The following is a 22,975-nucleotide window of genomic DNA, read 5'->3' on the forward strand; positions in this document are numbered from 1 at the left end:
AATTGCTATGAACAAACTTTTAGCCTTTAGCATCCTTTTGTTGACTGTAACGGGCAGCGCACCGGCACAGCAGCGGCCACAGTACACACAGTATACGCTTAACAATTACCTGGCAAACCCTGCTATTACCGGCATCGAGGATTACGGCGATTTGAAACTTGGCACACGGCAGCAATGGTCTGGCCTGGAGGGCGCTCCAGAGTCATACTATGTTACCTTACACATGCCTATCAACAAAAGCGGCAGCACTTCATACCGCGGCAGCCGCACCGGCAATGTGCCTAAAGAGGCAAGCTCTAAGCAGAACGTGTATCGCCGCGTGCGCCCGCATCACGGACTGGGGCTGATGGCCATGTCTACGGAAACCGGCCCGTTGAAGCGCGGAAGCCTCTCAGCCAGTTACGCGTACCATCAGCCGCTGTCGCGCACGCTGCGTGTGGCGGCAGGCGTGCAGCCCGGCCTGATACAGTATAGCCTTGACCCCGCGCAGGTGAAACTGGCAAAAAACAGCGTAGACGACCCTGCAATTTACGATGGCCGCGTGAACGAGATTAAGTTTGACCTGAGCCTGGGGCTGTGGCTTTACTCCAGAAATTTTTACGCTGGCGTATCTGGGGCGCAGCTAGTGCCGAGCAAAAGAAAGTTTGTGGAAGCCAACACCCCCGAGGATAACGATGGGGCCTTGCAGCAGCATTATTACCTGACAGGAGGTTACCGCATGGATGTTTCGCCATACTTATCTGTGATACCGTCGGTTATGGTGAAGATGGCCCAGCCAAGCCCAGCCTCCGTCGATGCGACTGTAAAGGTGATGTATGCCAATAGGCTATGGGGTGCCGTAACGTATCGCCATCAGGAGTCTGTGGCCGCTATGGCTGGCATCAACATTAACCACCTGCTTGACCTGGCTTATTCTTACGATGCAAGCACCTCGCCGCTAGAGCAGGCAAACGCAGGCAGCCACGAGGTAGTGCTTGGCTTTAAACTGAGAAACTCCCGAAAAATTATATGCCCGGAATGGGCCTGGTAATATTGAATAATGGTTTAGTTTGAGAGTAGACAAGGGGCAGCTATTTTAGCTGTCCTTTTCTTTGTAGCGTGCTCGGAACAGGCACAACTTTTATCCCGTTTTTCCAGTACGGCAATAGACAAATCATTTACTTATGATACTTAAAAAAACTGTTTCTACGCTGTTCGGGTTAGCTTTTGTAGCCTTCATAGTTGTGCAGTACAACGACCCGGACCCTATGCTGTGGATGATAATTTACGGCATAGCCGCTCTGATAAGCTTTGCAGCCGCTTTCAATAAAACCCCGCATATGCTGTTGTGGGTTACCGCTGCAATATTTATACTTGGAGGTATCTATATGTGGCCTGACCGTTTTGAAGGCGTTAGCATTGGCGGCGGCCAAATAAAGAATATAGAGGAAGCGCGTGAGTCGTTGGGTCTCTTTTTATGTGCTGTTGCATTTTGCTCCTATCCGCTACTGGATAAATTTGCCATGCGCCGCACGGTGCGTTTACAGCAGCTACAGAAAGCAAGATGGGCTAACCTATAAAAGGCAGCCCATTCTATCATCATACTTTAAACTTGCCCTAAAGCTGCTCAGCTTTAAAACCAGCTTTCTCAACTGTATTTTGGATTGTAGCCGCATCCAATGCATCGGCTTTAACCGCCAGTATCTTATCCGGGTTATCGGTATCGACGTTCCATTCTTTCACGCCTTCCAATTTATTTAAGTGCGGCGTTACTGCCCGAACACAGCTCCCACAGTTTATCGTAGTTTTAAATTTATAGGTTTCCATATTTACTTACTTTTATTTAACATATTAATCACACTTTATACTTTTTCAGCTCGTAACCGCAAGCTATTGCTCACTACAGACACAGAGCTCAATGCCATGGCCGCACCGGCAATCATGGGGCTAAGCAGGAAGCCTGTAAATGGAAATAACACCCCCGCCGCCACCGGAATACAAATTACATTGTAAAAAAACGCCCAAAACAGATTCTGATGAATTGTCTGCACCGTGGCTCTGGAAAGCTTAACTGCTCTGGCCACCTGCATGAGGTCAGAACGCATGAGGGTAATTCCGGCAACATCCATGGCAACATCCGTACCCTGCCCCATGGCTATACTTACATCGGCAGTGGCGAGGGCTTGCGCATCATTTATGCCATCACCTACCATGGCCACCACTTTTCCTTCGGTCTGTAAGTGCTTAACAAATTCTGATTTATCAGTTGGCAAAAGTGCTGCCTCAAAATGCCTTATGCCTACCTGCTTGGCTACTGCCGCTGCCGTTTGCTGGTTATCACCGGTCAGCATGTATACTTCTAGCCCAGCTGCCTGCATAGCTTTTATACCTTCTGCGGCACTCGGCTTTACAGGGTCGCTTACGGCAAAAACAGCTAGCGCCTGCACGGCATCCGAGAAGAAAATAGCTGATTTAGCTTGCTCCTGTAATTGCTGGGCACTTTTTAACAGCGTGTCTGAAACAGCTATACTTTGTTGAGCAAGCAGTGCTTCGTTTCCAGCATAATAACGCTTACCGTTAAAATCAGCCTCCACGCCTAACCCCGTTAAGCTCGTAAAGTGCTCCGGTTGCAAAAAGCTACGGCCTTTCTCTCTATAGAATGTATAAATGGCTTGCGCTATTGGGTGCTCAGACTGTGCTTCCAGGGAGAAAAACAGCTGCTCTAAATGCTCCTTATTAACCCCGTTTTCATCCCACACAACATCGGTTACTGATGGTTTACCCAGCGTAATAGTGCCGGTTTTATCAAGTATAACTGCATTTACTTTATGGGCATGCTCCAGGCTCTCGGCATCTTTAATGAGTATACCGTTTTCAGCCCCTTTGCCCACACCCACCATTATCGCCGTAGGAGTGGCCAAACCCAGTGCGCATGGGCAGGCAATTACCAGCACTGAGATTGTAGAGATCAAGGCCTCAGATAAGTATGCTTCTCCGCCAATCAATATCCAGGTAGCGAAAGTAAGTATGGCTATGGCAAGCACGACTGGGACAAAGATTCCAGCGATTTTATCTACCAGCTTTTGAACGGGTGCCTTACTACCCTGCGCCTCCTGAACCTTTTGGATGATTTGAGCCAGCATGGTTTCGGCTCCTGTATTCTTAGCCAGCAGTTGTAGACTTCCTTTCTGGTTGATCGTTCCGGCGTACACCATGTCGCCTGCTTTTTTAGGTACCGGCAGCGGCTCACCGCTCAACATACTTTCATCAACATAGGTTTGGCCGCTTACAACCTCTCCATCCACCGGGACACGGTCCCCGGGCAGCAGCACAACATGATCACCTAGCTTTACTTCTTCTATCTTAATTGCCATTTCGGCACCATCGCGCAGTACACGAACCGTTTTGGGCTGGAGCCCCATAAGTTTTTTAATGGCAGAGGAGCTTCTGTCTTTTGCATTTTCCTCCAGATATTTCCCCAAAAGTATGAAGGCAATAATAACGGCTACAGCCTCATAGTACACATGCGGCATTAAGCCCCGGCTAAGGAAAAACTCAGGGTAAACCGTATTGAAGACACTAAATATAAATGCTATACCCGTGCTGAGTGCTACAAGTGTGTCCATGTTTGCCCGGAAATGCTTTGCCTGCGCCCATGCCCCTATAAAGAAGCGCTGCCCTGCCCAAAACAGTACCGGCGCGGTCAATAGCAGCATCAACCAATTACCCCAGGCAAAAGCATCGTGGAAAAACATGCTAAGTATAAAAACTGGCGTGGCCAACACAGCTGCCACCATCATTTTCCGTTTTAGTGAAGCTAGCGCTTTAGCCTGGCGCTCCTCCAGTTCATCCTGAGTTTGTTTTTCAATAAGTATATCAAAGCCTATCTCCTGAACAGTTTGGCGCAGCTGCGTTGGGCTTACCAAGTCCTTATCATAAGCAACCTGCACTGTTTTTCCTGCAAAGTTTACACTCGCCTCAGTTACGCCATCACGTGATCGCAGCATACTTTCTATACTATTGGCACATGAAGCGCACGTCATACCCTCTACTGGAAAGGTAGCTTTGGTTGCATTGATTTTTGTTAGTGTTGCCATATTAATCTATGCATTGATAGGCTACAAAAATACTCTTGGTTAACCTGTATTATATTATACAATTCGCGAATTGATTTACATAGTTTTAGCAGAAACTCAAAAAGCCATTTTTTATTAGCTCAAAAAATTATACTTATCAAATATAAAATATTCACATTAAGCTCATCATCTTCTGTACTTATTTACCGCTAAAGCCATTTTAAATTCCGTTCACTAAGTTTTCATTGTGTAAGTATTTACTTATACGTATTTTTCCCATTCTTACAAATCATTGATACAAATTGTATTTTTTACACAATTAACATAAACACCACACCTATAAAAAGCACCCAACTTCTTATAGGTTTTATACTATGAAACAAGCGCCTCCTCTTAAGAAAGAGTATAACTATAAACAGACTAAAGTATTTATCAGACTAGCTTTCGTTATTCTGGCTTTTGTATCGGTATCGGTTACGCTTTTTTCTTACCTGCAAGCAAGGCAGATTCAAAATGAATATGGCCATGATATTTTTCAGGCCTACAATAGCCAAGCACTCATAAACGACCTTTTTAGCAATAAGGAGCTTTCTCAGAATATCTTAAGAGCACATGCCACAGCCAAAACCCAGGAAGCAAGAGATAGCTTAAGGCAACAGTTCCGATTAACACATAATGCGCACACAGTTACGCTCTTAACCCTAGACACGCTCATAAGCCAACCGCTTCAGCGCAAGATACTCAACGAGTTAATCCGGGACATGAAGCGATACTATGTTCATGCCGACAGCTTGGTTAAACTTAATGAACTCGGCCACACCACTGAGGCAAGAACGTATTCCAGCAATTTTATTGGCCCCTTCTATGCACGGCATCAAGAGCTCTTAATACAGCTTAGTAATGCCGTAACCATTGCCTCCAAAAAAAACGCAGACAATGCCATAAGCAGCTTAGCACATGTTGTGGATGAATATGTCATCCTGTTGCTAGTTACGTTAGCTGCTGTAACGATAGTGGCATTTATATTAAGATGGATCTTTAAGAGCCTGCACCTTGAAAACGACACGCTTAATGCTGAGGTACAGGAACGAAAACACCTAGAACAAGCCCTCAAGGCTAGCCAAAAAGAATTTAAAAGCCTCTTCGACAGAAACCCCATCCCGATGTGGGTTTATAACCAGCACTCTTTAGAGTTTCTGGAGGTAAACGAAGCTGCCATAAAGGAGTATGGCTACTCCCGCGATGAATTTTTAACCATGACTCTGAAGCAGATTCGCCCGGAAACGGAGCTACCTAAGTTTCTGGAGCGCATAAATGAGCTTGGTAAAAACGAGGATGCCACAGGCCGCCAATATTTACATAAACGTAAGGGCGGATCTATTTTTAAAGTTGAGCTACGATCTCATGATTTACCGCTACGAAAAGAGATACGCACAAGGCTAGTAGTAGCTGTTAATATACAGGAGCGTGAAGAAACCTTGGCACGCCTTAAAAAGAGCGAGCACTTGCTGCGTGAGGTAAGCTCAAGCATTCCAGGAGCAGTATACCAATTATTAGTAAGCCCTGAACTGGAAATGAAGTTTCTTTTCCTCAACGATGGCTTCCGCGCACTTTATGGGCTGGAGATAGAAGATGTGTACAGAGACATATCGTCTCTAACGAGCGTTATACATGAAAAAGACATAGATGATGTATTTAAGACAACCGAAATAGCCAGGCGCACACTCACTCCCTGGCTTCATGAATTCAGGATATGGCATAAATCTGAAGGGAGAATTAAGTGGATCCGCGGGCATGGCCTGCCAACCATGAAAGATGACGGCAATGTGCTGTTTAACGGCACGCTAATCGACATCACCGATCAGAAAGAAGCACAAGCGCAGCTAGTGTCTATTGAGGCAAACTTACGCGCTTTGCTTAACAGCTCGCCACAATCGATATACCTGTTAAACAAGGACCGGAAAATCATTGCGTTTAACAAGGTGGCGGAAGAAGAAGTTAAATGTAACCGTTTGATCCCGTTGGTTGCAGGCCACGACATTCTTACATACATTAAACCTTCTCAGCATCAGGAATTCCTGGAGCACCACGGCAATGCCCTGCAAGGGCAGGCTACGCTATACGAAGAAGGTAACAGCGAATATTGGCACGAGGTAGCATTTAAACCCGTGTTCGATAAGAAGAACGAGGTAATAGGCGTAACCCTAAGCATACTTGACCGCTCTGAGCAGAAAAAGGCAATAGAACTCATAAAAACCAATGAAGCACAGCTGGCCAAGGCTCAGCAAATAGCAAAAATCGGAAGCTGGGAACTGGATCTGAAGCACGATCTGATGACAATGTCACGGACATTGTATGCCATTTACGAAGTGCCTTATGAGAGCTTTAGACCTACCTTTACAAGCATACTTCAGCGAATATACCATGAAGATCGGACACGCGTGCTTCGTGAATATGAATATGCCCTGGCCAATGGGGTCGAGCTGGTTTGTGAGCACAGAATTGTAACAGACAACGGAACTATAAAGTATCTCTCACAAATTGCTGAAATAGAACGGGATGAACACGGTGTTCCGATTAAGGTTTCTGGCACTGCTCAAGACATAACAGATAGAAAGCACGCCGAGCAGGAAATAACAAATGCCAAAAATCTGCTTCAATCCACAATTGAGAATATACCGGAAGTAATTTTCTCTGCTGACGAAAACTTGAATGTAACATATGTAAGCCCAAAATGCCGTGAAATTACAGGGTATTCTGAACAAGAGTTCCTTGAAAATGCTAATTTATGGTTAAGCACTATTCATCAGGAAGATAAGGAGCATTTCCTGCTGGAAACCATCCCAAACCTTCGCACGGGTTTAAAAACAAACCATGAAGTGCGCATGAGAACTCGCGATGGAAAAACGAAATGGCTGCTTTTGCGCATATCGCCGATGATGGACAAAAACGGCCGCATGGTACGCCTTGATGGTTCTGCTTCTGACATGACAGAGTACAAAAAGGCTGAACAGAGACAGCAGAAGTTAACCGAGCAACTCTTAAAGCAAAACCAAAACCTGCAGCAATTTGCCTATATCGTATCCCATAACCTGCGTTCACCGATAGCCAATATGCTGGGCCTTGCCTCTATTTACGATAAGGAAAACGTAACCGCACCAGTTAACCAAAAGGTTATGCAAAGCATGGTAGAATCTGCCTATTTATTGGATACAACCATACGAGACCTGAACGAATTACTAACCATTAGAAGCCAAGCCGGCATAGTGCGCGAGGAGGTGTACTTTCAGGAACTTCTGGCAGATGCGTGCGTAAACCTGAAAAACGAAATTGAACAATGCGGGGTAAGCTTCCGGTTTGATTTTGCGCAGGCTCCTTGTATTAAAACGGTTAGAAGTTATGCATACAGCATCTTATATAACCTTGTATCTAACGCAATTAAATACAGCGCTCCCAGCCGAAAACCTTGTGTGAGCTTAACAACTTTTGAGGTAAACGGCTATATTTGTCTGAGTATTCGTGATAATGGCCTTGGCATAGACCTGGATAAGCAACGCGATAAAATTTTTGGACTCTACAAACGATTCCATCCGAAAATACAAGGCAAAGGAATTGGACTACATTTAGTAAAAACGCAAGCAGAACTACTCGGGGGAAAGGTGGAAGTAGAAAGCCAACCTGATCAAGGCACTATTTTCAATGTATACTTCACACAGTTACAGTACCATGAAGACGATCAAAAAAGTAATGTTAATTGATGATGACCAGATCAATAACTTTGTCTGTGAGAACATCATTAAAAATGAAAATTTTGCAGAGCAGGTTGTTAGCTTTGAGTGGGCCGAGGATGCGCTTAGCTATCTGCAGGATCAGGCTCAAAAGCCAGATCAGGCTTTTCCTGAATTGATCTTCCTCGACATTAACATGCCGGGCATGGACGGATGGCAATTTATAAAGGAGTATAAGAAGTTGCCTGAGCATTTAACAAGCCACTGCTGCCTCTTCATGCTGTCTTCTGCTGTAGACCGAAAAGATATTATCACAGCTAAAAACATGCTTGAGGTAAAGGAGTTTTTCTCTAAGCCCTTATCTAGTGAGATCTTAAACATCATAAAAGAAGAGTATATTTAATAACAAGTACGCGCATCATATTTTGACTTCTATTACTAGCCATTGCTCATGCATTGGCTTTTTTTTATCTATACAAGCCGTTTAAATGTAATAATCAAGTATATAAATATATAATTTAGTACATGTGCAACCATTCCAATCTTATTGTTTTGCCGCACATTCTGCATGATTAATTTATAACATTATTAATACCACACGCGTACTCTAAATGGGTTTCAAATAAATGATTATTCCTATATATTATATATATAAATTGTTTTTAACGCCGGCTACAATAGTTGAAGTATATTATTAAGAAGTTATGGCCAAAATTTAGGAAAAACAGCTATTCAGCTTCAATAAAAAATTTGTCTACGCTTTAAAACAAACTAAACAACACGGACCAAGATGATGAAGGCCTACTAACCCTTGGCCTTCATCGAACGGTTAAACATAAAAAAAACAGGCAGCTACATATAACTGCCTGTTTTTTTTATACTTGGGTTAATCGGGGTTACCTGCGGCTATAATCCGCATCGTCTGGTCTCTGTTTATCTTCGCCTAAAGGTTGATCGCCACGTCGAATGCCAGCAACATCATCATCCATACCTGTATCGCTGCCTTCTACTTCAAAACCTGGCCCCTGCGAAAACGATTCCTTGCTTTTAGGATCGTTGGCACCATAACCTGTTGTTTCGTTACCGCCAATATGCATGTTCTTAAGCTTATCTTTTTGGCCGGCTCGCTCTGTGGTGCCATCTGGCCCAATGTTACGTTTTGCTGATGGGTCAGGCTTGTTACCCATCGTCATACGTTTATTGAAGTCGCTATTTACGTTCTTCTCCTCGTCAGGCGTTTGTTTTTTATCTTCAGGGTTACTCATGGTTCACGTTATTAGTTATGCAGTTGTATACGCTTAGGCAGCCCACTTGTTTATAAGCCTTTACTACACTTAACATAATAATCAAACCGAATCAAATTAATCAGCATTATTCAACTGCCAGTTATACGTGTAATAGCTAAGGCTATACTTTGCTGGCAAAGGCGTGCTACGGAATTTATTAATGTAAGCAGTTATACTTTCTGCCTCATTTAGGAAGTCATCCTTGTACCATTTAAAAATTTCAGAGATTTGTACTTGCTTGCCGTTTACCTGAATTTTTACAAACTCTGGATTATTGAGTGCGCGTTTTGCCTGGTCCTGCAATTGTTGCTCTACCGATTGCGGCATGAAAGCTTGGCTACGCAACGGCGGACATGACTTTGCCGCACATACCAGCGCAAAATGAACCCGTGCATCTTTGTAAGGTTGCAGCAGTTTTTGCTTTTCCAGCTCGTTCAGGGTAAGTTGCTCGCCAGCCACTTTATACTGAGTGCGGTCAAAAAAGCCTTCGACATCCATAACTGATTTTAAAGGATAATGCGCCAGTACCTGATCTAGTACTAACAGGTTATAAGCATTCAGGTAGAATGCTTTTTTTTCGGCAACGGAGGCTTCCTTTAGGTTGTAACCGGCAACCTGATTTACCAGTTGCCGCAGCAAGGTTCGGTCTTTTTGCAGGGTGGTATAGTTTACTTCGCCCTGATGCACATGGCGTTGCAGCAAAGCAGTGTAAGTCGTGTAAAAATCAGGGGCCGCAGTGGCATGTATAGCAGGCAGCGCAAGTATAATTGCTACTAGTGCCAAGCACAGAATTTTGTTCTTCATCTTAGGTTTTTTGAAAGTATGGCTACGATGGCATAAGAGAACCAACAACCGCACCAATGTGTTATCTTTGCTACGAATTTACATCATGGCATCTCTCTTGCTTTAACATCGTTAACAAAAGAGCTGTATCAAACTGAATTGCATGAAGCTATCTAAAATTTACGACCCGCGCGAGATGAACTCCTACCAGTTTGTAGCTGCAACTGGCCTGGTGATGACGGTTGTAGCTAACCTGATCCTGTTGTTCCTGGCCAAAAGCGTTGACAACTTTAACGCACTATACATCTGCTGGGCCGTATTTTTTACGCTGGGCACTGTGGCTAACTTTAACAGCAAACCCGACGATCATGATCATCACCACCATCATTAACTAGTGTTCGCTAAGGCCTAATCAGAGGCTATTTCAGAAATTTAACAAGAGCCTCATTAAATTTATTAACTGCCTCCAGGTGTGGAATATGACCCACGTTTGGTATTTCTATCAGCTTGGCGTTCGGAATAGCCGTAGCGGTGCGCTTGCCTAGTTCTGGATATTGGCCATGCTCCTGCAGCTTTTGCTTATCCTTGATGTATCCTTTGCCAACGATCGTTCTGTCTTCCTGGCCGACTACAACCAGCGCAGGCATCTTTAGCTTTTCAAACTCATACACCACGGGTTGCTGATAAATCATAGCATACGTCAGCGCTGATGCTTTAGCCACTATCGGATAATCCGGGTGGCCAATTTGAGCTGCCGGCACTTGCACCCATTCATCATAAGCTTGATTCCAAGCGGTGTAGTAGCTTTGGTGATATGTTCGGATAGATTCTGCGGTGCGTTTCAACTCCGACTGGTACAGTTCGTCCATTGTCTTGAAAGGCACAAACAAACGATAATCCTCCAAGCCAATAGGGTTCTCGAGCACTAATTTTTCGGTAGCCTGCGGATAAAGCAGCGCAAAGCGCGTGGCAAGCATCCCTCCCATGGAATGCCCAACCACATGCACTTTCTTAATACCCAGTTGCTGCAGCAGTTCGTGCGTGTTTTGGGCCAGCTGGTGGAAATTATAGTATATCTCTGGCTTTTCGGATTTTCCGAAGCCTACTTGATCAGGCACAATAACCCGGAATCCATTCTCGCTCAGTGCCTTAATAGTTTGGCCCCAATATGCGCCAAAGAAGTTTTTGCCATGCAACAGCATCACCACCTGTGGGTTACTCACCTTTTTGCTGGGCGCCACATCCATGTAAGCCATTTTATAAGTTTTACCTTCCACGGAAGCATCAAAATACTCTACAGGATAAGGGTACTCATATCCGTCTAAGGTTGCATTTAAGCTTTTGGGTATATTTTGTGCTTGGGCATATACTGCCAATAATAGACAAGCAACCAACAGTCTTAACTTCATATAATTTACTTTTTAGGTAAGCTTTAGTGGAATTAACTGCAAAAGTATAGGTATTGTTTTGCCCCAAGCATTTTGAATAAGTAAGTATAAACCTTTCCAAATACAAAAACCCACCGCAGTTGCAGTGGGCCTTGTGTAAATCACTAAACTTTAATCACTAAAACGTAAACCCGACGGAGGCTTTCACCACGCGGTTATATGTATCAAAGCTGCCGTTATCATCAATAGAGTTCAGGCCGTAATCATAACCTGCACTGATGTTAATACCACTTGCAAATTTGTAGCCTAGGCCGCCTGTAACTGCAAAGTCAAACTCACGGAAACCGCTTTTCATATCCCATTCCTGGTTAAGCGCCTTAAACCCGAGAGCACCAGCCTCTGCCGATACTTTATTAGACACCAGGTAAGACACCTGCGGGCCAGCAAACACATGGAACCCCTCGCCAACGTATACTTTTGCCAAAACCGGCAAATCAATGTATTCAGCTTTATTTGTGAGCGTTACCTGGGCGTTCAAAAAGTCAACTTCTTCCACCGGAATTTTCCCTTTAAGCACAGTACCTTTCTGAGAGTACATTAGAGCAGGCTCAATCTCGAAGCCTGGTGCCACAGGTATGTTTACAAAGGCACCCGCATGAAAACCGGTGCGCATTTGCTGGCTCACAGAACCATTTGTCATCTCCACAAGGTCTTGCACACTTTGCATCGTCTCCCCTTCCCAGTCGGCCAGGTTTACACCTGCTTTAATACCAAATTTTACCTGCGAAGGACTGCTGTAGCTATTTTGATTGCCATAACGCACAGTGCGCTGTTGGGCTTGTACACTGGCTGCCGCCAAACCGATGGCCACAGCTATAAGTAAAAATATCTTTTTCATGGTAGTAGTATAAATATGATAACCCCGTGATTCTTTTCTTAAGTAAGCTGCGCTGCTTGATTGTGCTCATTGGAAAAACCATGCCAGAAACGGGATCAGAAGAAGACGCCTTCATACATTTTTATTGCAAAATATTGATTATCAATGAAATAAAATTTCAATTTACCTTGTTAAGATTTTCTAGAAAGTATAAACCTGTGCATGCTCGTTAATTTGGAGCTATACAAAGCGGGTAAATTAGTAGCTTTGTTTCTTCAAACAGAAGCTACTACAGATGAAAGATAAAACACAGGTACGCCTAAAGAGGCTCGCCGTGCACCGGGTTGGAAATAAGTCGAAGGAGGAGGGTGTAATTGCCTCTAAGGAGCTGGTGGACCTGCATGATGAGCAACTGTATGATTTGCTGGTAAACTATTTCCTGTCGCCTTTTAAACAGGAGGAGTTTTTCAGGTTTACCCATACTTCGGACCTGGCCCTGAACGAGATGTTCGCCTACGCGGCACTTATCTTCAGAGAGCCGCATAATTTTCAGGAGTATTCCGTGCATATACTTAACCATTTGTATGAGCAATCGGATCACCCGAAGGTGAAAAGCGGTGAGCTGTATGTAGTGCACCTGGATGGCTGCGTGATGGAAGACGAAGTAGTGGAAGCCGTTGGCATTTTTAAATCTGAGAACAAGGATACCTTCCTTACCTTTCAGGATGAGGCAGAGGACTTAAGTGTAAACTACCATTTTGGTGTAAACCTAAAAAGCGTAGACAAAGGCTGTATTATCTTTAACACGCAGGCCGAGGATGGATTCCGGGTAAAGTTGGTGGACGCTAACAGCCACGATGCGGTTTTCTGGAAAGAGCACTTCCTGAACGTAACCGAGCTGCAAGACACGAACTATAGCACTAAAACCGTTCTGAACCTGTGTAAGGATTTCTCGGAGGAAGTGTTTGCCCGCACCGAAAGCAAAAAAGCGCAGGTAGAGTTTATTAGCCGGTCCGTTGACTATTTTTCGAAGAGTGACACTTTTGATCTGGAGGAGTTCACTAGCAGCGTAATTGATGAGCCTGAGACCAAAGAGCGCTTTATGAGCTATAGCCAAACCTTTGCTGAGGAGCGGGATATTGAGGGCTTCACAGATTTTGCTATCAATAAGAATACAGTAAGAAACATGAAGCGCAAGTTCCGGAACTTTATAAAGCTGGATACTCAGATCGAGATCAAGTTTAGCGGATATAACCCGGAGCAGAGCGAGCAGTACGTGGAGCGTGGCTTCGATAAAGAGCGGAACATGCACTTTTACAAAGTATATTTTTACAACGAAAGCTAAACGAACGATAGCCAGAAACAAGTTGTTTTAAGAGCTGCTATAAACAGGAACAGTATTTGCCTTTAGTTTACAGTAGTAATTACAGTTATATGAAAAAATTAGCACTAGCCATACTTTTAACATCCGGCACGCTGGCCGCTGCGGCACAGCAAAAATCCGCCACAACGCAGCAACATGCCCAAACGGCTAAAGCTGAGCCCACTTTAGAGCAGCGTGCCGAAGCAATTACGGCCTCTTTCACCAAAAACCTGCGCCTGAGCGCACAGCAGACTCAGAAAGTATACGCTATAAATCTAAGTAGCCTGCAGCATGCCGACGCGGCGCAGCAGAAGCATAAAAACAATCCTAAGAAGCTTGTTCAGCAGATGGAGGTAATTAGCCAGACGCGCCTGTCGCAATTGAAGGATGTCCTTACGCCACTGCAGTTTCAGCAGTATCAGCAACGGCGTGAGGAGAAAATGGGTGTGCCCCGCGAGGCACAGAGTAACCCGGCAGCACGGCAACAAAGCCCGCTGTATCAAGAAAATTATTAGCATTTGAAAGCATGGTTTAGGCTATGCTTTTTTGTTGCAACATCTTTTATTGAGTCATTCTGCCAAGGAGCCGTTCACTAATCATTTCAGTACATTTAACATGTAAACTTGTTGATCTCGTGTTTGTACATCACTTTTAAAAAACTGATTCTGGGGTTTTAAGCTATAAATATATAGTCGTCCCTCTTTCGGATCAGTCTACTAAAAAGCAATCAAAACACATAGAACCTTATTGCTATGAAGACGACACAGGAAAATATGATTATTGCTGAAGAGGATCAGTTATATACTGTGCAGGTTGACTTGGAGCAATCGCTGCTTCAGGTCAGGTTTAAACAACACCTAGAGGGCAGTGCCTTGCGCGAGCGCCTGCTTACTATTAAAAACCTCATAAATACCTACAAATTAAGGCACTTGCTGAAAGATGTGCGTGAAATCTATTTCATAAAGCTGGAAGACGCCAACTGGCTGGCAGAAAACTTTATTCCGGATCTGAAAAAATCTAAGTTGTTACGGTATGCCCGGATTGAAAAAGAAGGATCGTTGCTTCAATTAAACTCAATACAGCTACAGAGTAAAATTAGAGATGAAAGTTTGATGTACAGCCCGCTCCAGTTTGAAACATTTGTGGAGGCTGAAAGCGCCCTACACTGGCTAATCCCGAGGTAGTTGCAACGCTAAGCCTCTTCTAGGCTAAACCAGCAGCATCGGCTGTCGGGCAGTACCCTGCTTGTGGCTGCTGCTGCTTTACCTGCTCTGCTTCCGGCTGCAATTGGCTTTGCCGCTGATGTTCTGTAACAATAGCGCCGGGTGGCTTAAACAAGATCAGAAAAATCTCTTTGGCAGAAGCTGCATGTTTGATGTCTTTCCATATATCCATCCATTCATGGAAAACAAGGTAAACCGGGTTAAATGAAGTAACTGGTTTGGTTAAGCCATACTTTACCTGCTCTCTTTCGGGCTCAAACGTACCGAACATCCTATCCCAAATAATAAAGGTGGAGCCGTAGTTTTTATCGATATAACCCGGATTAGATCCATGGTGCACACGGTGATGCGAAGGCGTCACGAAAACGTATTCGATGGCTTTGGGCATTTTCCGGACCAGCTCTGTGTGCACAAAAAATTGATACAGCACCGCTACCTGGTGGCACAGGAAAAAAGTAAACGGGTCGATGCCCAGCATAGGCACGGGCAGGAAAAACACGAACTTGATGTGCTGCGTCCAGCCTGTGCGGAAAGACACTGAGAAGTTCATGCGCTCCGACGAGTGATGCGTAACATGCGTAGCCCACCAGAAACGTTGCTCATGTGCCACACGATGCGCCCAATAACGGCAAAAGTCAATGGCGATGAAGCAGATCACAAAAGTCCACCAGCCCCGTGGTATGGCCCAAGGCACTTTGTTATAAATAATGAGTGCTATCCCGAAAAGCCAGATTTTGAGCGCCCCGCTGATTAGCGTGTTTACAGCCCCAATTGTAAGAGCTGATATAAACTCTATCTTATGGTAATAATTCCGCTGTTTATAGATGCCATAAACCCACTCACCTATCACCGATAGCACAATTACAGGAATGGCATACTGTATGATGGTCAGGTCGTCAAGCTTCTTCAACTCATCAAACGTGAATAACTCTTTTTCCATATTGCACCCCTGTTTAACTAGTGAGACTGTAGCCTCTTTCAACGTCCAAAGCAATAAAGAGTTAAGCTTGAGCTTTATGAAAAGAATAATTGGGCATTAAGTGATGTTAGAAGGTTCCTGCATACAGCTAGGCCTCAATCAAATAAAAGTTTGATGCATACTTCTTAACTTTGCAGAAAAGATTAATATGCGCATCAGAAAGAAAGTAAAGCTCAGTATTCCGGTAAGCGCCACCCGCTTCACCGCCCTAGACATGTTTGTGAAAGCAGCCGAAAAGGACAACTGGACCGAGCAGGAAATCCAATTCGTGATTGATGAAGTTGTAGAGGCACGCGATGATCAGGATGCCTTTGACATACTAGGCGATTACATACAGTAACCATGAACCAGGCAAAGCAAATGTATACTTAGGCTTTGCCTGGCGTTTTGTTATACTTGTTGCTGTTGCGGTGCCAGCTGTAGTTCCTGTGTGTGCGCCTGCAAAACCTCGATTATAAAGCCAATGTGCTCACTTAAATCCACTCCGAAGAGCTCTGCCCCAATCTTAACCTCGTCGCGGTCAACGGAGGCGGCAAAGCTTTTCTGACCGAGCTTTTTTAGGACCGACTTTACCTCCAGCCCCTGCAGCCGCATCGGCCTGATTTGTGCACAGGCTACTATAAAACCTGTTATTTCGTCGCAGGCCAGCAAGGCTTTATCAAGCAGCGAGTTGTAAGGCACGCCCCACTTGGTGTAATGCGCAGAGATGGCATGGGCAACCTCCTCTTCCCCGCGCTCGCGCAATATGTTTACTATGATGTGAGGGTGCTGCTCAGGGTAGGCTTCGTAATCTGCATCGTGCAGCAAGCCTGCTATACCCCATTGCAGTTCGTTCTGGGCTAATTCATCGGCATAGGCACGCATAACCAGTTCTACCGTGCGTGCATGGCGCAACAGGCTTTCGCTTGTGGTCATGCTGTTAAGTATGGCTATTGCCTCTTCATAAGTTATCATGGCTGACTCAGTTTAACTTTTATCACCTAAAATAACGAAAATTCGGCTTTAGCCAAAGCCCAATTGCCTGCTTAGTCCAGCTTCGCGATATGCACGTTTTTCCAATAGCCCATTATTGGGTCTCGCCTTCCCACTAAGATATCGATTTGCTTCCGAATGCGTTTGTTCATCACATCCCTGACGATGTATAAGCCATCCAGCTCATCAGAGATTCCTGTAACCCACAGGGAATCGCCAAACTCGATATTGCCTCCCCACTTGCTATGCAAGTCGCGGGAGATGGCAATCCAGCGGTGCTTTTTGGGGTTTCTTTTGTTGATCCGAGAGCCGTCGGCGGTAATGTATGGCGTGGCATCGGTCTGTTCTGGTTCCGGATGGTACACAGAGGCTGAAACAGTAAGGGTTGGGGTTGTTGCTGAAGCTGTGTTGGTGCGGTCGGCGGTTTCTTCGGGTGGCCAACCGATTGCAGATTTATCTTCGACTTTCGGAGCAGGGGATTCAGCCTTCAAAAAGGAAAATTCTTCAGCTAGCGCTACGATTACCGATAGCACTGCTGCAAGCAGTTTAATCCTAAACATAAGCAATCCATTTCGTGAAACATCGATTTTAGAATAATAACCCGCTTAAACGACAGTTCTTTTGAATGGTTTTAGTATGTTGCAATTCAGCTTATTTAAGCATGTTTATCAGGCCATTAACCCACATTAATAAAAAAATCATATTTTTAATCAATTTAACCATAAAATATGCATATTTTAACGAAATTCGCGGTCTTTTTTGTGCTGATACTAGTATTTGCTCTGCCGGGGTATGGGCAACAGAAAATTGCACCGGTTATTGTAGATTTCGGGGCTATAAACCCAGTGCCTCAGGCCGTTAAGAAGCCGGACCCCAGCCTAACGTATAAAATTTTGGTGGATGCCACAAAGGCTTCAGATAAGCCGGAAGAAATTGTACCAGCACTTACCAATACTGCACGCATGCTTAACCTGCATGCATATGGTGGTGTGCCTTCCAATAAGATGCAGGTTGTGCTCGTAGTCCACAGCGCCGCGCTCCCGATGGTGCTCACAAATGAGGCATATAAATCGAAATTTGGCGTCGACAACCCAAACCTCGCTATCATTGCAGCCCTTAAGAAAGCAGGCGTGCAGCTCTTCGTTTGCGGCCAATCGATGATTGCCCGTAACTACGAAATAAGCAGCCTAAACCCGGATATTACCTTGTCCGTCTCTGCCCTGACTGTTCTTACTGAGTACCAACTGAAAGGGTATGCTTTAATAAGTCTTTAAAATACTTCCCAACAGAAAAGCCTGCTTTTTACAGCAGGCTTTTCTGTTGGGAAGTATAATTTACCTGCTTCTTTTCATTTTATCATAAATGATATAGCCGATAAATATAGCCAGAGACACGGCAGAAACCCAAATTAGGCCGGTTTTAAGGCGCTCGTTATCTTCTCCGAGCCAGGCAAGCAAGATTGTGAGCGGTACAATGCCGGCCAACGTAGCACCTAAAAAGCGCAGATACCCCATTTTGGCCAGGCCTGCTACAAAGCTTACTGCATCGTTAGATAAAAAAGGCGATATACGCGCAATGATAACTGCCCAGATTCCATATTTATCTACAAACTGTGTTACCTTCCGTTCTGATTTGTGCCCAATAAGCTTGCTTACGCCTGCCTGCCCTATACTCTTCCCGATCCAGTAGCCGATTGTGGAAGCCACTGCAACAGCCGTGATTGCTAATAAAGAGCCCCAAAAGGACCCGTAGGCTATTATAGCGACTAACATCAAAGCAACTACGTTTATAACCAGCAGGAACATTTGAGCCACCATGGCCAGCACAATGAAGAATGGCCCCCAGAAGCCAAACTGGTCCACCCACTGCGTAATCCGGTTCTTGTCTCCGCTGGTAAGCACATCCCAGCCTTTGTTAACCTCTTCCTGAAAGCCCGGAAAAACAAAGTATGCACCTACCAGGGCTACTATAAGTATGGCTGTAATTATTAAAGGGGCCTTGCTCTGCTTCTGCTCTTCGGCGTTGCCCCGATCGTTTTCTTTAGCATCCTTAAAAGCGGCGGGTTCTATGTGTATCTGCGCCTCATTTACACGCTCATGATGACGCTTTATATCTTTCTGTTTTTCGTTCATCTAAATCTGAAGTTGCACTATCTCTCCTCATTAGACGAATGCTATCCTGGCTTTGTTGACTTTTTGGGCAAAGTATGGTTGGAGCTTAAAGTATAGGTATAGTTTACTGTTGGTTGGTTTGGATGAACACTGTATGTTATGTGCATATGCTGATAATGAGGCCCAACAGTACTGCTCATATGCCGTTGCACTACGCTCGGCTCCAAAGGCTGATTAGTAGGCTTCGGGTTTCCCTCACCATATACAATAGCCGCCACCAAGCCAGCAGCCAAACCTGCTAAATGCCCCTCCCAAGACACGCGCTCTTCGTTCGGGAACAGGCCGTAGAATAAACCACTGTATAGAAACAGCACGGCCAGCGAAACAGCCATTGCACCGCGGTTCTGCCGCAGGAACCCATTAAAAAGCAGAAAACCAGCAAAGCCATACACCAGCCCACTTGCCCCAATATGGTAGGCTTGCCTTCCTACGAGCCACGTCAGCAGCCCGCTCAGTAAGTAGATCAACACTGAAACCTTTAGAGCCACTTTACGATGCATATAAAGTATGAACCCCGATAGCAGCACCACCGGGAATGTGTTCGAAAGCAAGTGCAGCAAATCGCCATGTATCAGCGGGCCAAAGAACACACCGATCAGCCCTAGGAAATTGCGCGGCATAATCCCCAGAAAAGTAAGGTTTGCACCCGTTAGGTAACTCAAAAAGCTAATTAGCCACAGCAACGCCACAAATAACAAGCTGGGCAGGAAACTATAACCAAAGTGAGGGCCTTCGTCCGGCAAGGATTGTTTATGATCTTGGTAAGCAAAAACGGGCATATCGGAATTGGCGATTTTTTTAAATATAACTCAAATGAACAAAAACTAGGGCAGGATACTTTACCTAATCAGTACTTTTTAACGTAATGTTTGAGCTGGCCCTGAAGGCCAAAGATTTCAGCAGCCCGGCTACAAGCCACACACGTAAGAAAGAATAGAATGTGGCGTTTACTTAAAACTATGAAAAGCTTTCACCCAAGCTCATACTTCTCACTCCCGAAATGGGTACTGCCCTTGCTGGCAGTATGCTTGTGCGCCTGCGATGGCACGAATGTACAACAACAAGCACATGCCCATGTTACAGAGGAGTATCACCCAAAGGAGCGCATTCCTTACGAGCGGCCAGCCACTATTATTAAGGCACTGGAAGACAGCTCGTCCTTTTGGGTAGACTCTGTTTTTAAAACGCTGTCGCCGGAGGAGCGAATAGCCCAACTTATTATTGTGGAAGCCTTTTCTGATAAAGGACCAGCCTACGAGGCTGACGTGATGCGGCTAATTGAAAAGTATAAAGTGGGAGGCATTATTTTCTTCCAGGGGGGGCCGGTTAGGCAGGCAAAACTTACTAACAAGTATCAGGCAGCCTCTAAAGTGCCTCTTTGGATTTCGATGGATGCGGAAACGGGCGTAGGCATGCGCCTGGACTCTGCAGTGCATTACCCTTCGCAGCAGATGCTTGGCGCTGTGGCAGACAATGGCCTGATCTACCAAATGGGATCAGAGGTGGCCCGGGAGTTCAAGCGCTTGGGAATGCACGTTAACTTTGCGCCTGTCGCCGACATCAACAATAACCTGAGGAACCCCATCATCAGCTACAGGTCTTTTGGCGAAGACAGACTTGATGTTACAGCTAAAAGCCTTGCCTACATGCGCGGCATGCAGGATGGCGGAATTATAGCTGTTGCCAAACATTTTCCGGGCCACGGCGATACCGACGTAGACTCGCACCACGACCTGCCTGTAATCCCCTATGGCCGTCACCGCCTCGACTCGCTGGAACTTTACCCTTTTAAAGAACTGATAGAGCAAGGCATTGGCGGCGTGATGGTTGCGCATATGCACATTCCAAAACTGGACTCCAGCCGAAACCTTCCCTCTACGTTGTCGGAGCCAATCGTTACTGGTTTGCTAAAGAATCAACTGAACTATAAAGGCTTGATTTTCACGGATGCCATGGTAATGAAAGGCGTGACCAAGTACTTCCCGCCCGGGGAGGCAGAAGCACGCGCCCTGATAGCCGGCAATGATGTGCTGGAGCGGCTAAACAGTGTACCTAAAGCAATACGGGCAGTGCAGGAGGCCATAAAAGCAGGCTACCTGACGCAGCAGGAAATAGACAGGAGGTGTAAGCGCGTGCTTGCTGCGAAGCAATGGCTGGGGCTGGACAAGTATAAACCTGTTGCGCTGCAAAACCTGGTCGAGAATCTGAACCCGGCACTTGCCGATAGCACCAACAAGGCGTTGGCAGAGGCCGCGCTTACGCTACTCAACAATACTAAGAGAATGGTGCCCCTACGTCCTCAGAAACGCTTAGCCATTGCAACGGTATCGGTTGGGGCTAAGCGCGTCACGGCATTTCAGCGGGAGGCAAAGCAGCTTGCACATACTTCTGAGTTCTACATTTCCAGGAAGGCTAACGCCAAGGAAACCGCCAGGCTCCTGAAAAAGCTTAGGAAGTATGATGTTGTGCTAATTGCGCTTTATGGGCCCAGTATACGGCCAAGCAACAACTTAGGCTACTCGCCGGCAGCCACCAAACTGGTGCAGCAACTGGCTGTTTCCAATAAAGCGGCTATCGTGCTGTTTGATAATGCCTATGCCCTCAATCAGTTCCCAGACATCCAGAAGAGCAGGGCTTTACTTTTGGCTTATCAGCCCCATTACCATGCACAAGCGGCTGCGGCAAGGCTGCTTTTTGGCCAAATTCCGGCGCGCGGTATACTTCCAGTCACCGTAAACCGTTTCTACGCTTATGGCGATGGCATCAATCAGGATAAACCTTTTTTGGCGGGCCCGTAAAAGCATCCCGAACGAAGTAGCTGCGTAACAAAAGCAGAAGCTTATTACATGACATAACATCAAGAAATATGAAAAGGCTGAACAGCATTGTAAAGTATAGCCTCCTGCTCTGCCTGGCTGCAGCAACCATTAGCTGCGATAATACCAGAAGAGTAGAGGGAGATGAAGAGTTGACAGCAAACTCGCCGAACGACCAGGACACTGCCGTTGTGGTAAGGTCTGGGGAGAGCGCCGAACAGGAATTAAATGAGTTTAGGGAGTGGCTGAACAGGCAAGCCGATAAAGGGGACACTGCCATCCGGAAAGAATGGCCACAAATGAAAGAGGATCTCCGCCAGAAAAACGCTGAGCTGGAACGCAGCTTCGATAGCCTTTCCGCTAAATCGAAGCAAGAATACCGTGAGCTGCAGCAGCGCTATAAAAACTGGGAAGCACGCCAGGAACGCCGCCAGCAACAACCACTCGACCGTGACAAAGTTACGCTGTGGCAGGAACAGCTGCTTCGGGAGTATAGCAACATCAATGAGATTAGCGCTGCCCAGATGCGCGAAGCCTACTTAACTTTTATGGGCACTGTGCGCACCAAACGCCGCTCCTGGACGCAGGACGACTGGGATTACGTAGACTACGTTTACAGCGAATTAAATCAACGCCGCCGCCAGCTAGAGGGTAATCTGCGTGTGGCAGACAACCTCAAAATAAGGAGCCTGCAGGCAGAGTACCTTGCCCTGGAAGGCAGCGCTGATACCAAAGACATGCTGCAGACCAAATAACTGCTTATTAAACTAAAAAGGCTGCTTACTGCAGCCTTTTTAGTTTAGCCCATTGCTGAGCGATGATGGTTTTGGCATCGTAAAACTCCAACGAATCAAGCTCCTCAGCACTTAAGCGCACCAGTTCTATGTGTTCATGCTCGTGGCTGTTGCCGCCGCCTTCGTGCCGCTGATGCGATACCTCGGCATAGTATAGTTCTACATGCTCTGTAGAGCCACCTGGCGAAGAATAGAACGTATGCAAGAGCTCCAGCTTATCTACTTCATAGCCAATCTCTTCCTCAATCTCGCGTTTTATACTTTGCTCCGGTTGCTCGCCCTCGTCAATCATGCCGGCTACAACCTCCACCAACTCAGATTCTGAGCCTACCCGAAACTGCCGTGTTAAAACATACTTTTCATTTACAGTATCAAAAACCAGCGCAGCCACGGCACGCCCACGGTCAAACTGCTCTCTTGTAAATGTGTGCCCCTCCTGCTCTACGTGCAGTTTATATATTTTAAAGTAACCATCGTAGGCGGTTTCTCTGTTTTTGATGTTCATAATTTAAGTAGTTCGCGGTATGTATAAGCCTGTTC

24 protein-coding genes are annotated in these 22,975 nt (G+C 45.6%); 12 read left to right on the forward strand and 12 right to left on the reverse strand.

Annotated elements, in window-relative coordinates; all coding sequences use genetic code 11:
• Nucleotides 1–7 precede the first annotated feature (7 nt).
• Nucleotides 8–1,030, forward strand: a complete 1,023-nt coding sequence (locus D1627_RS15825; protein ID WP_119433248.1) for a PorP/SprF family type IX secretion system membrane protein — start codon at nucleotides 8–10, stop codon at nucleotides 1,028–1,030.
• 133 nt (nucleotides 1,031–1,163) lie between these two features.
• On the forward strand, nucleotides 1,164–1,559 hold the full coding sequence (locus D1627_RS15830) for a transmembrane 220 family protein (RefSeq protein ID WP_119433249.1): 396 nt from the start codon (nucleotides 1,164–1,166) through the stop codon (nucleotides 1,557–1,559).
• Between the two features lie 37 nt (nucleotides 1,560–1,596).
• On the opposite strand, the gene D1627_RS15835 is transcribed toward D1627_RS15830, so the two are convergent.
• Together D1627_RS15835 and D1627_RS15840 are read right to left on the reverse strand one after the other, a co-directional pair.
• Nucleotides 1,597–1,806 (reverse strand): heavy-metal-associated domain-containing protein, encoded by a 210-nt coding sequence (locus tag D1627_RS15835; protein WP_119433250.1) that lies wholly within the window; start codon nucleotides 1,804–1,806, stop codon nucleotides 1,597–1,599.
• Nucleotides 1,807–1,841: 35 nt separating this feature from the next.
• A complete protein-coding gene (locus D1627_RS15840; protein ID WP_119433251.1) occupies nucleotides 1,842–4,076 on the reverse strand; it encodes a heavy metal translocating P-type ATPase in 2,235 nt (744 codons plus the stop codon).
• A gap of 353 nt (nucleotides 4,077–4,429) precedes the next feature.
• Between D1627_RS15840 and D1627_RS15845 the strand changes: the two genes are divergently transcribed.
• A complete protein-coding gene (locus D1627_RS15845) occupies nucleotides 4,430–7,813 on the forward strand; it encodes a PAS domain S-box protein (RefSeq protein WP_119433252.1) in 3,384 nt (1,127 codons plus the stop codon).
• The gene (locus tag D1627_RS15850) at nucleotides 7,782–8,186 is read left to right on the forward strand and encodes a response regulator (protein WP_119433253.1); all 405 of its coding nucleotides are present in this window, start codon (nucleotides 7,782–7,784) and stop codon (nucleotides 8,184–8,186) included. The genes D1627_RS15845 and D1627_RS15850 overlap by 32 nt, the downstream gene beginning before the upstream one ends.
• Nucleotides 8,187–8,679: 493 nt before the next feature.
• Here D1627_RS15850 and D1627_RS15855 read toward each other — a convergent pair whose 3' ends face one another.
• The gene (locus D1627_RS15855; RefSeq protein WP_119433254.1) at nucleotides 8,680–9,048 is read right to left on the reverse strand and encodes a hypothetical protein; all 369 of its coding nucleotides are present in this window, start codon (nucleotides 9,046–9,048) and stop codon (nucleotides 8,680–8,682) included.
• A gap of 96 nt (nucleotides 9,049–9,144) precedes the next feature.
• Nucleotides 9,145–9,873, reverse strand: coding sequence for a DUF547 domain-containing protein (locus D1627_RS15860; protein WP_119433255.1), 729 nt, complete (start codon nucleotides 9,871–9,873; stop codon nucleotides 9,145–9,147).
• A 142-nt stretch (nucleotides 9,874–10,015) separates the two neighbouring features.
• Between D1627_RS15860 and D1627_RS15865 the strand changes: the two genes are divergently transcribed.
• Complete coding sequence (locus D1627_RS15865) at nucleotides 10,016–10,243, forward strand: hypothetical protein (protein ID WP_119433256.1); 228 nt, start codon at nucleotides 10,016–10,018, stop codon at nucleotides 10,241–10,243.
• A gap of 28 nt (nucleotides 10,244–10,271) precedes the next feature.
• On the opposite strand, the gene D1627_RS15870 is transcribed toward D1627_RS15865, so the two are convergent.
• Together D1627_RS15870 and D1627_RS15875 are read right to left on the reverse strand one after the other, a co-directional pair.
• A complete protein-coding gene (locus D1627_RS15870) occupies nucleotides 10,272–11,261 on the reverse strand; it encodes an alpha/beta fold hydrolase (RefSeq protein WP_119433257.1) in 990 nt (329 codons plus the stop codon).
• Nucleotides 11,262–11,418: 157 nt separating this feature from the next.
• Nucleotides 11,419–12,138 (reverse strand): porin family protein, encoded by a 720-nt coding sequence (locus D1627_RS15875; protein ID WP_119433258.1) that lies wholly within the window; start codon nucleotides 12,136–12,138, stop codon nucleotides 11,419–11,421.
• Between the two features lie 274 nt (nucleotides 12,139–12,412).
• Here D1627_RS15875 and D1627_RS15880 point away from each other — a divergent pair, with 274 nt between their 5' ends.
• The 3 genes from D1627_RS15880 (at nucleotide 12,413) to D1627_RS15890 (ending at nucleotide 14,664) form a co-directional block, all read left to right on the forward strand.
• Nucleotides 12,413–13,462 (forward strand): nucleoid-associated protein, encoded by a 1,050-nt coding sequence (locus D1627_RS15880; RefSeq protein WP_119433259.1) that lies wholly within the window; start codon nucleotides 12,413–12,415, stop codon nucleotides 13,460–13,462.
• Between the two features lie 89 nt (nucleotides 13,463–13,551).
• Nucleotides 13,552–13,995, forward strand: a complete 444-nt coding sequence (locus D1627_RS15885) for a hypothetical protein (RefSeq protein WP_119433260.1) — start codon at nucleotides 13,552–13,554, stop codon at nucleotides 13,993–13,995.
• Between the two features lie 237 nt (nucleotides 13,996–14,232).
• Complete coding sequence (locus D1627_RS15890) at nucleotides 14,233–14,664, forward strand: hypothetical protein (protein ID WP_147383344.1); 432 nt, start codon at nucleotides 14,233–14,235, stop codon at nucleotides 14,662–14,664.
• A 19-nt stretch (nucleotides 14,665–14,683) separates the two neighbouring features.
• On the opposite strand, the gene D1627_RS15895 is transcribed toward D1627_RS15890, so the two are convergent.
• Nucleotides 14,684–15,643, reverse strand: a complete 960-nt coding sequence (locus tag D1627_RS15895) for a sterol desaturase family protein (protein ID WP_119433262.1) — start codon at nucleotides 15,641–15,643, stop codon at nucleotides 14,684–14,686.
• Between the two features lie 187 nt (nucleotides 15,644–15,830).
• On the opposite strand from D1627_RS15895, the gene D1627_RS15900 reads away from it, so the two are divergent.
• Nucleotides 15,831–16,022: a hypothetical protein gene (locus tag D1627_RS15900; RefSeq protein ID WP_119433263.1), complete on the forward strand. Its 192-nt coding sequence runs from the start codon at nucleotides 15,831–15,833 to the stop codon at nucleotides 16,020–16,022.
• A 50-nt stretch (nucleotides 16,023–16,072) separates the two neighbouring features.
• Here the strand turns inward: D1627_RS15900 and D1627_RS15905 are convergent, their stop codons facing one another.
• Together D1627_RS15905 and D1627_RS15910 are read right to left on the reverse strand one after the other, a co-directional pair.
• Complete coding sequence (locus tag D1627_RS15905; RefSeq protein ID WP_233555661.1) at nucleotides 16,073–16,636, reverse strand: HD domain-containing protein; 564 nt, start codon at nucleotides 16,634–16,636, stop codon at nucleotides 16,073–16,075.
• A 71-nt stretch (nucleotides 16,637–16,707) separates the two neighbouring features.
• A complete protein-coding gene (locus tag D1627_RS15910) occupies nucleotides 16,708–17,214 on the reverse strand; it encodes an RlpA-like double-psi beta-barrel domain-containing protein (RefSeq protein WP_119433264.1) in 507 nt (168 codons plus the stop codon).
• A gap of 168 nt (nucleotides 17,215–17,382) precedes the next feature.
• Here D1627_RS15910 and D1627_RS15915 point away from each other — a divergent pair, with 168 nt between their 5' ends.
• A complete protein-coding gene (locus D1627_RS15915; protein ID WP_119433265.1) occupies nucleotides 17,383–17,928 on the forward strand; it encodes a DsrE family protein in 546 nt (181 codons plus the stop codon).
• Nucleotides 17,929–17,988: 60 nt separating this feature from the next.
• Here the strand turns inward: D1627_RS15915 and D1627_RS15920 are convergent, their stop codons facing one another.
• Together D1627_RS15920 and D1627_RS15925 are read right to left on the reverse strand one after the other, a co-directional pair.
• The gene (locus D1627_RS15920; RefSeq protein WP_119433266.1) at nucleotides 17,989–18,786 is read right to left on the reverse strand and encodes a TVP38/TMEM64 family protein; all 798 of its coding nucleotides are present in this window, start codon (nucleotides 18,784–18,786) and stop codon (nucleotides 17,989–17,991) included.
• A 41-nt stretch (nucleotides 18,787–18,827) separates the two neighbouring features.
• On the reverse strand, nucleotides 18,828–19,604 hold the full coding sequence (locus tag D1627_RS15925) for a rhomboid family intramembrane serine protease (RefSeq protein ID WP_119433267.1): 777 nt from the start codon (nucleotides 19,602–19,604) through the stop codon (nucleotides 18,828–18,830).
• 180 nt (nucleotides 19,605–19,784) lie between these two features.
• On the opposite strand from D1627_RS15925, the gene D1627_RS15930 reads away from it, so the two are divergent.
• Entirely contained in the window at nucleotides 19,785–21,623 is a 1,839-nt protein-coding gene (locus tag D1627_RS15930; RefSeq protein ID WP_119433268.1) for a glycoside hydrolase family 3 protein, read from the forward strand.
• A gap of 68 nt (nucleotides 21,624–21,691) precedes the next feature.
• Nucleotides 21,692–22,396, forward strand: coding sequence for a hypothetical protein (locus D1627_RS15935; RefSeq protein ID WP_119433269.1), 705 nt, complete (start codon nucleotides 21,692–21,694; stop codon nucleotides 22,394–22,396).
• A gap of 25 nt (nucleotides 22,397–22,421) precedes the next feature.
• On the opposite strand, the gene D1627_RS15940 is transcribed toward D1627_RS15935, so the two are convergent.
• The gene (locus D1627_RS15940; RefSeq protein ID WP_119433270.1) at nucleotides 22,422–22,940 is read right to left on the reverse strand and encodes an NUDIX domain-containing protein; all 519 of its coding nucleotides are present in this window, start codon (nucleotides 22,938–22,940) and stop codon (nucleotides 22,422–22,424) included.
• Nucleotides 22,941–22,975 lie beyond the last annotated feature (35 nt).

Origin of the sequence: Pontibacter oryzae (assembly GCF_003576375.1) — a bacterium.
GTDB classification, from domain to species: Bacteria; Bacteroidota; Bacteroidia; order Cytophagales; family Hymenobacteraceae; genus Pontibacter; species Pontibacter oryzae.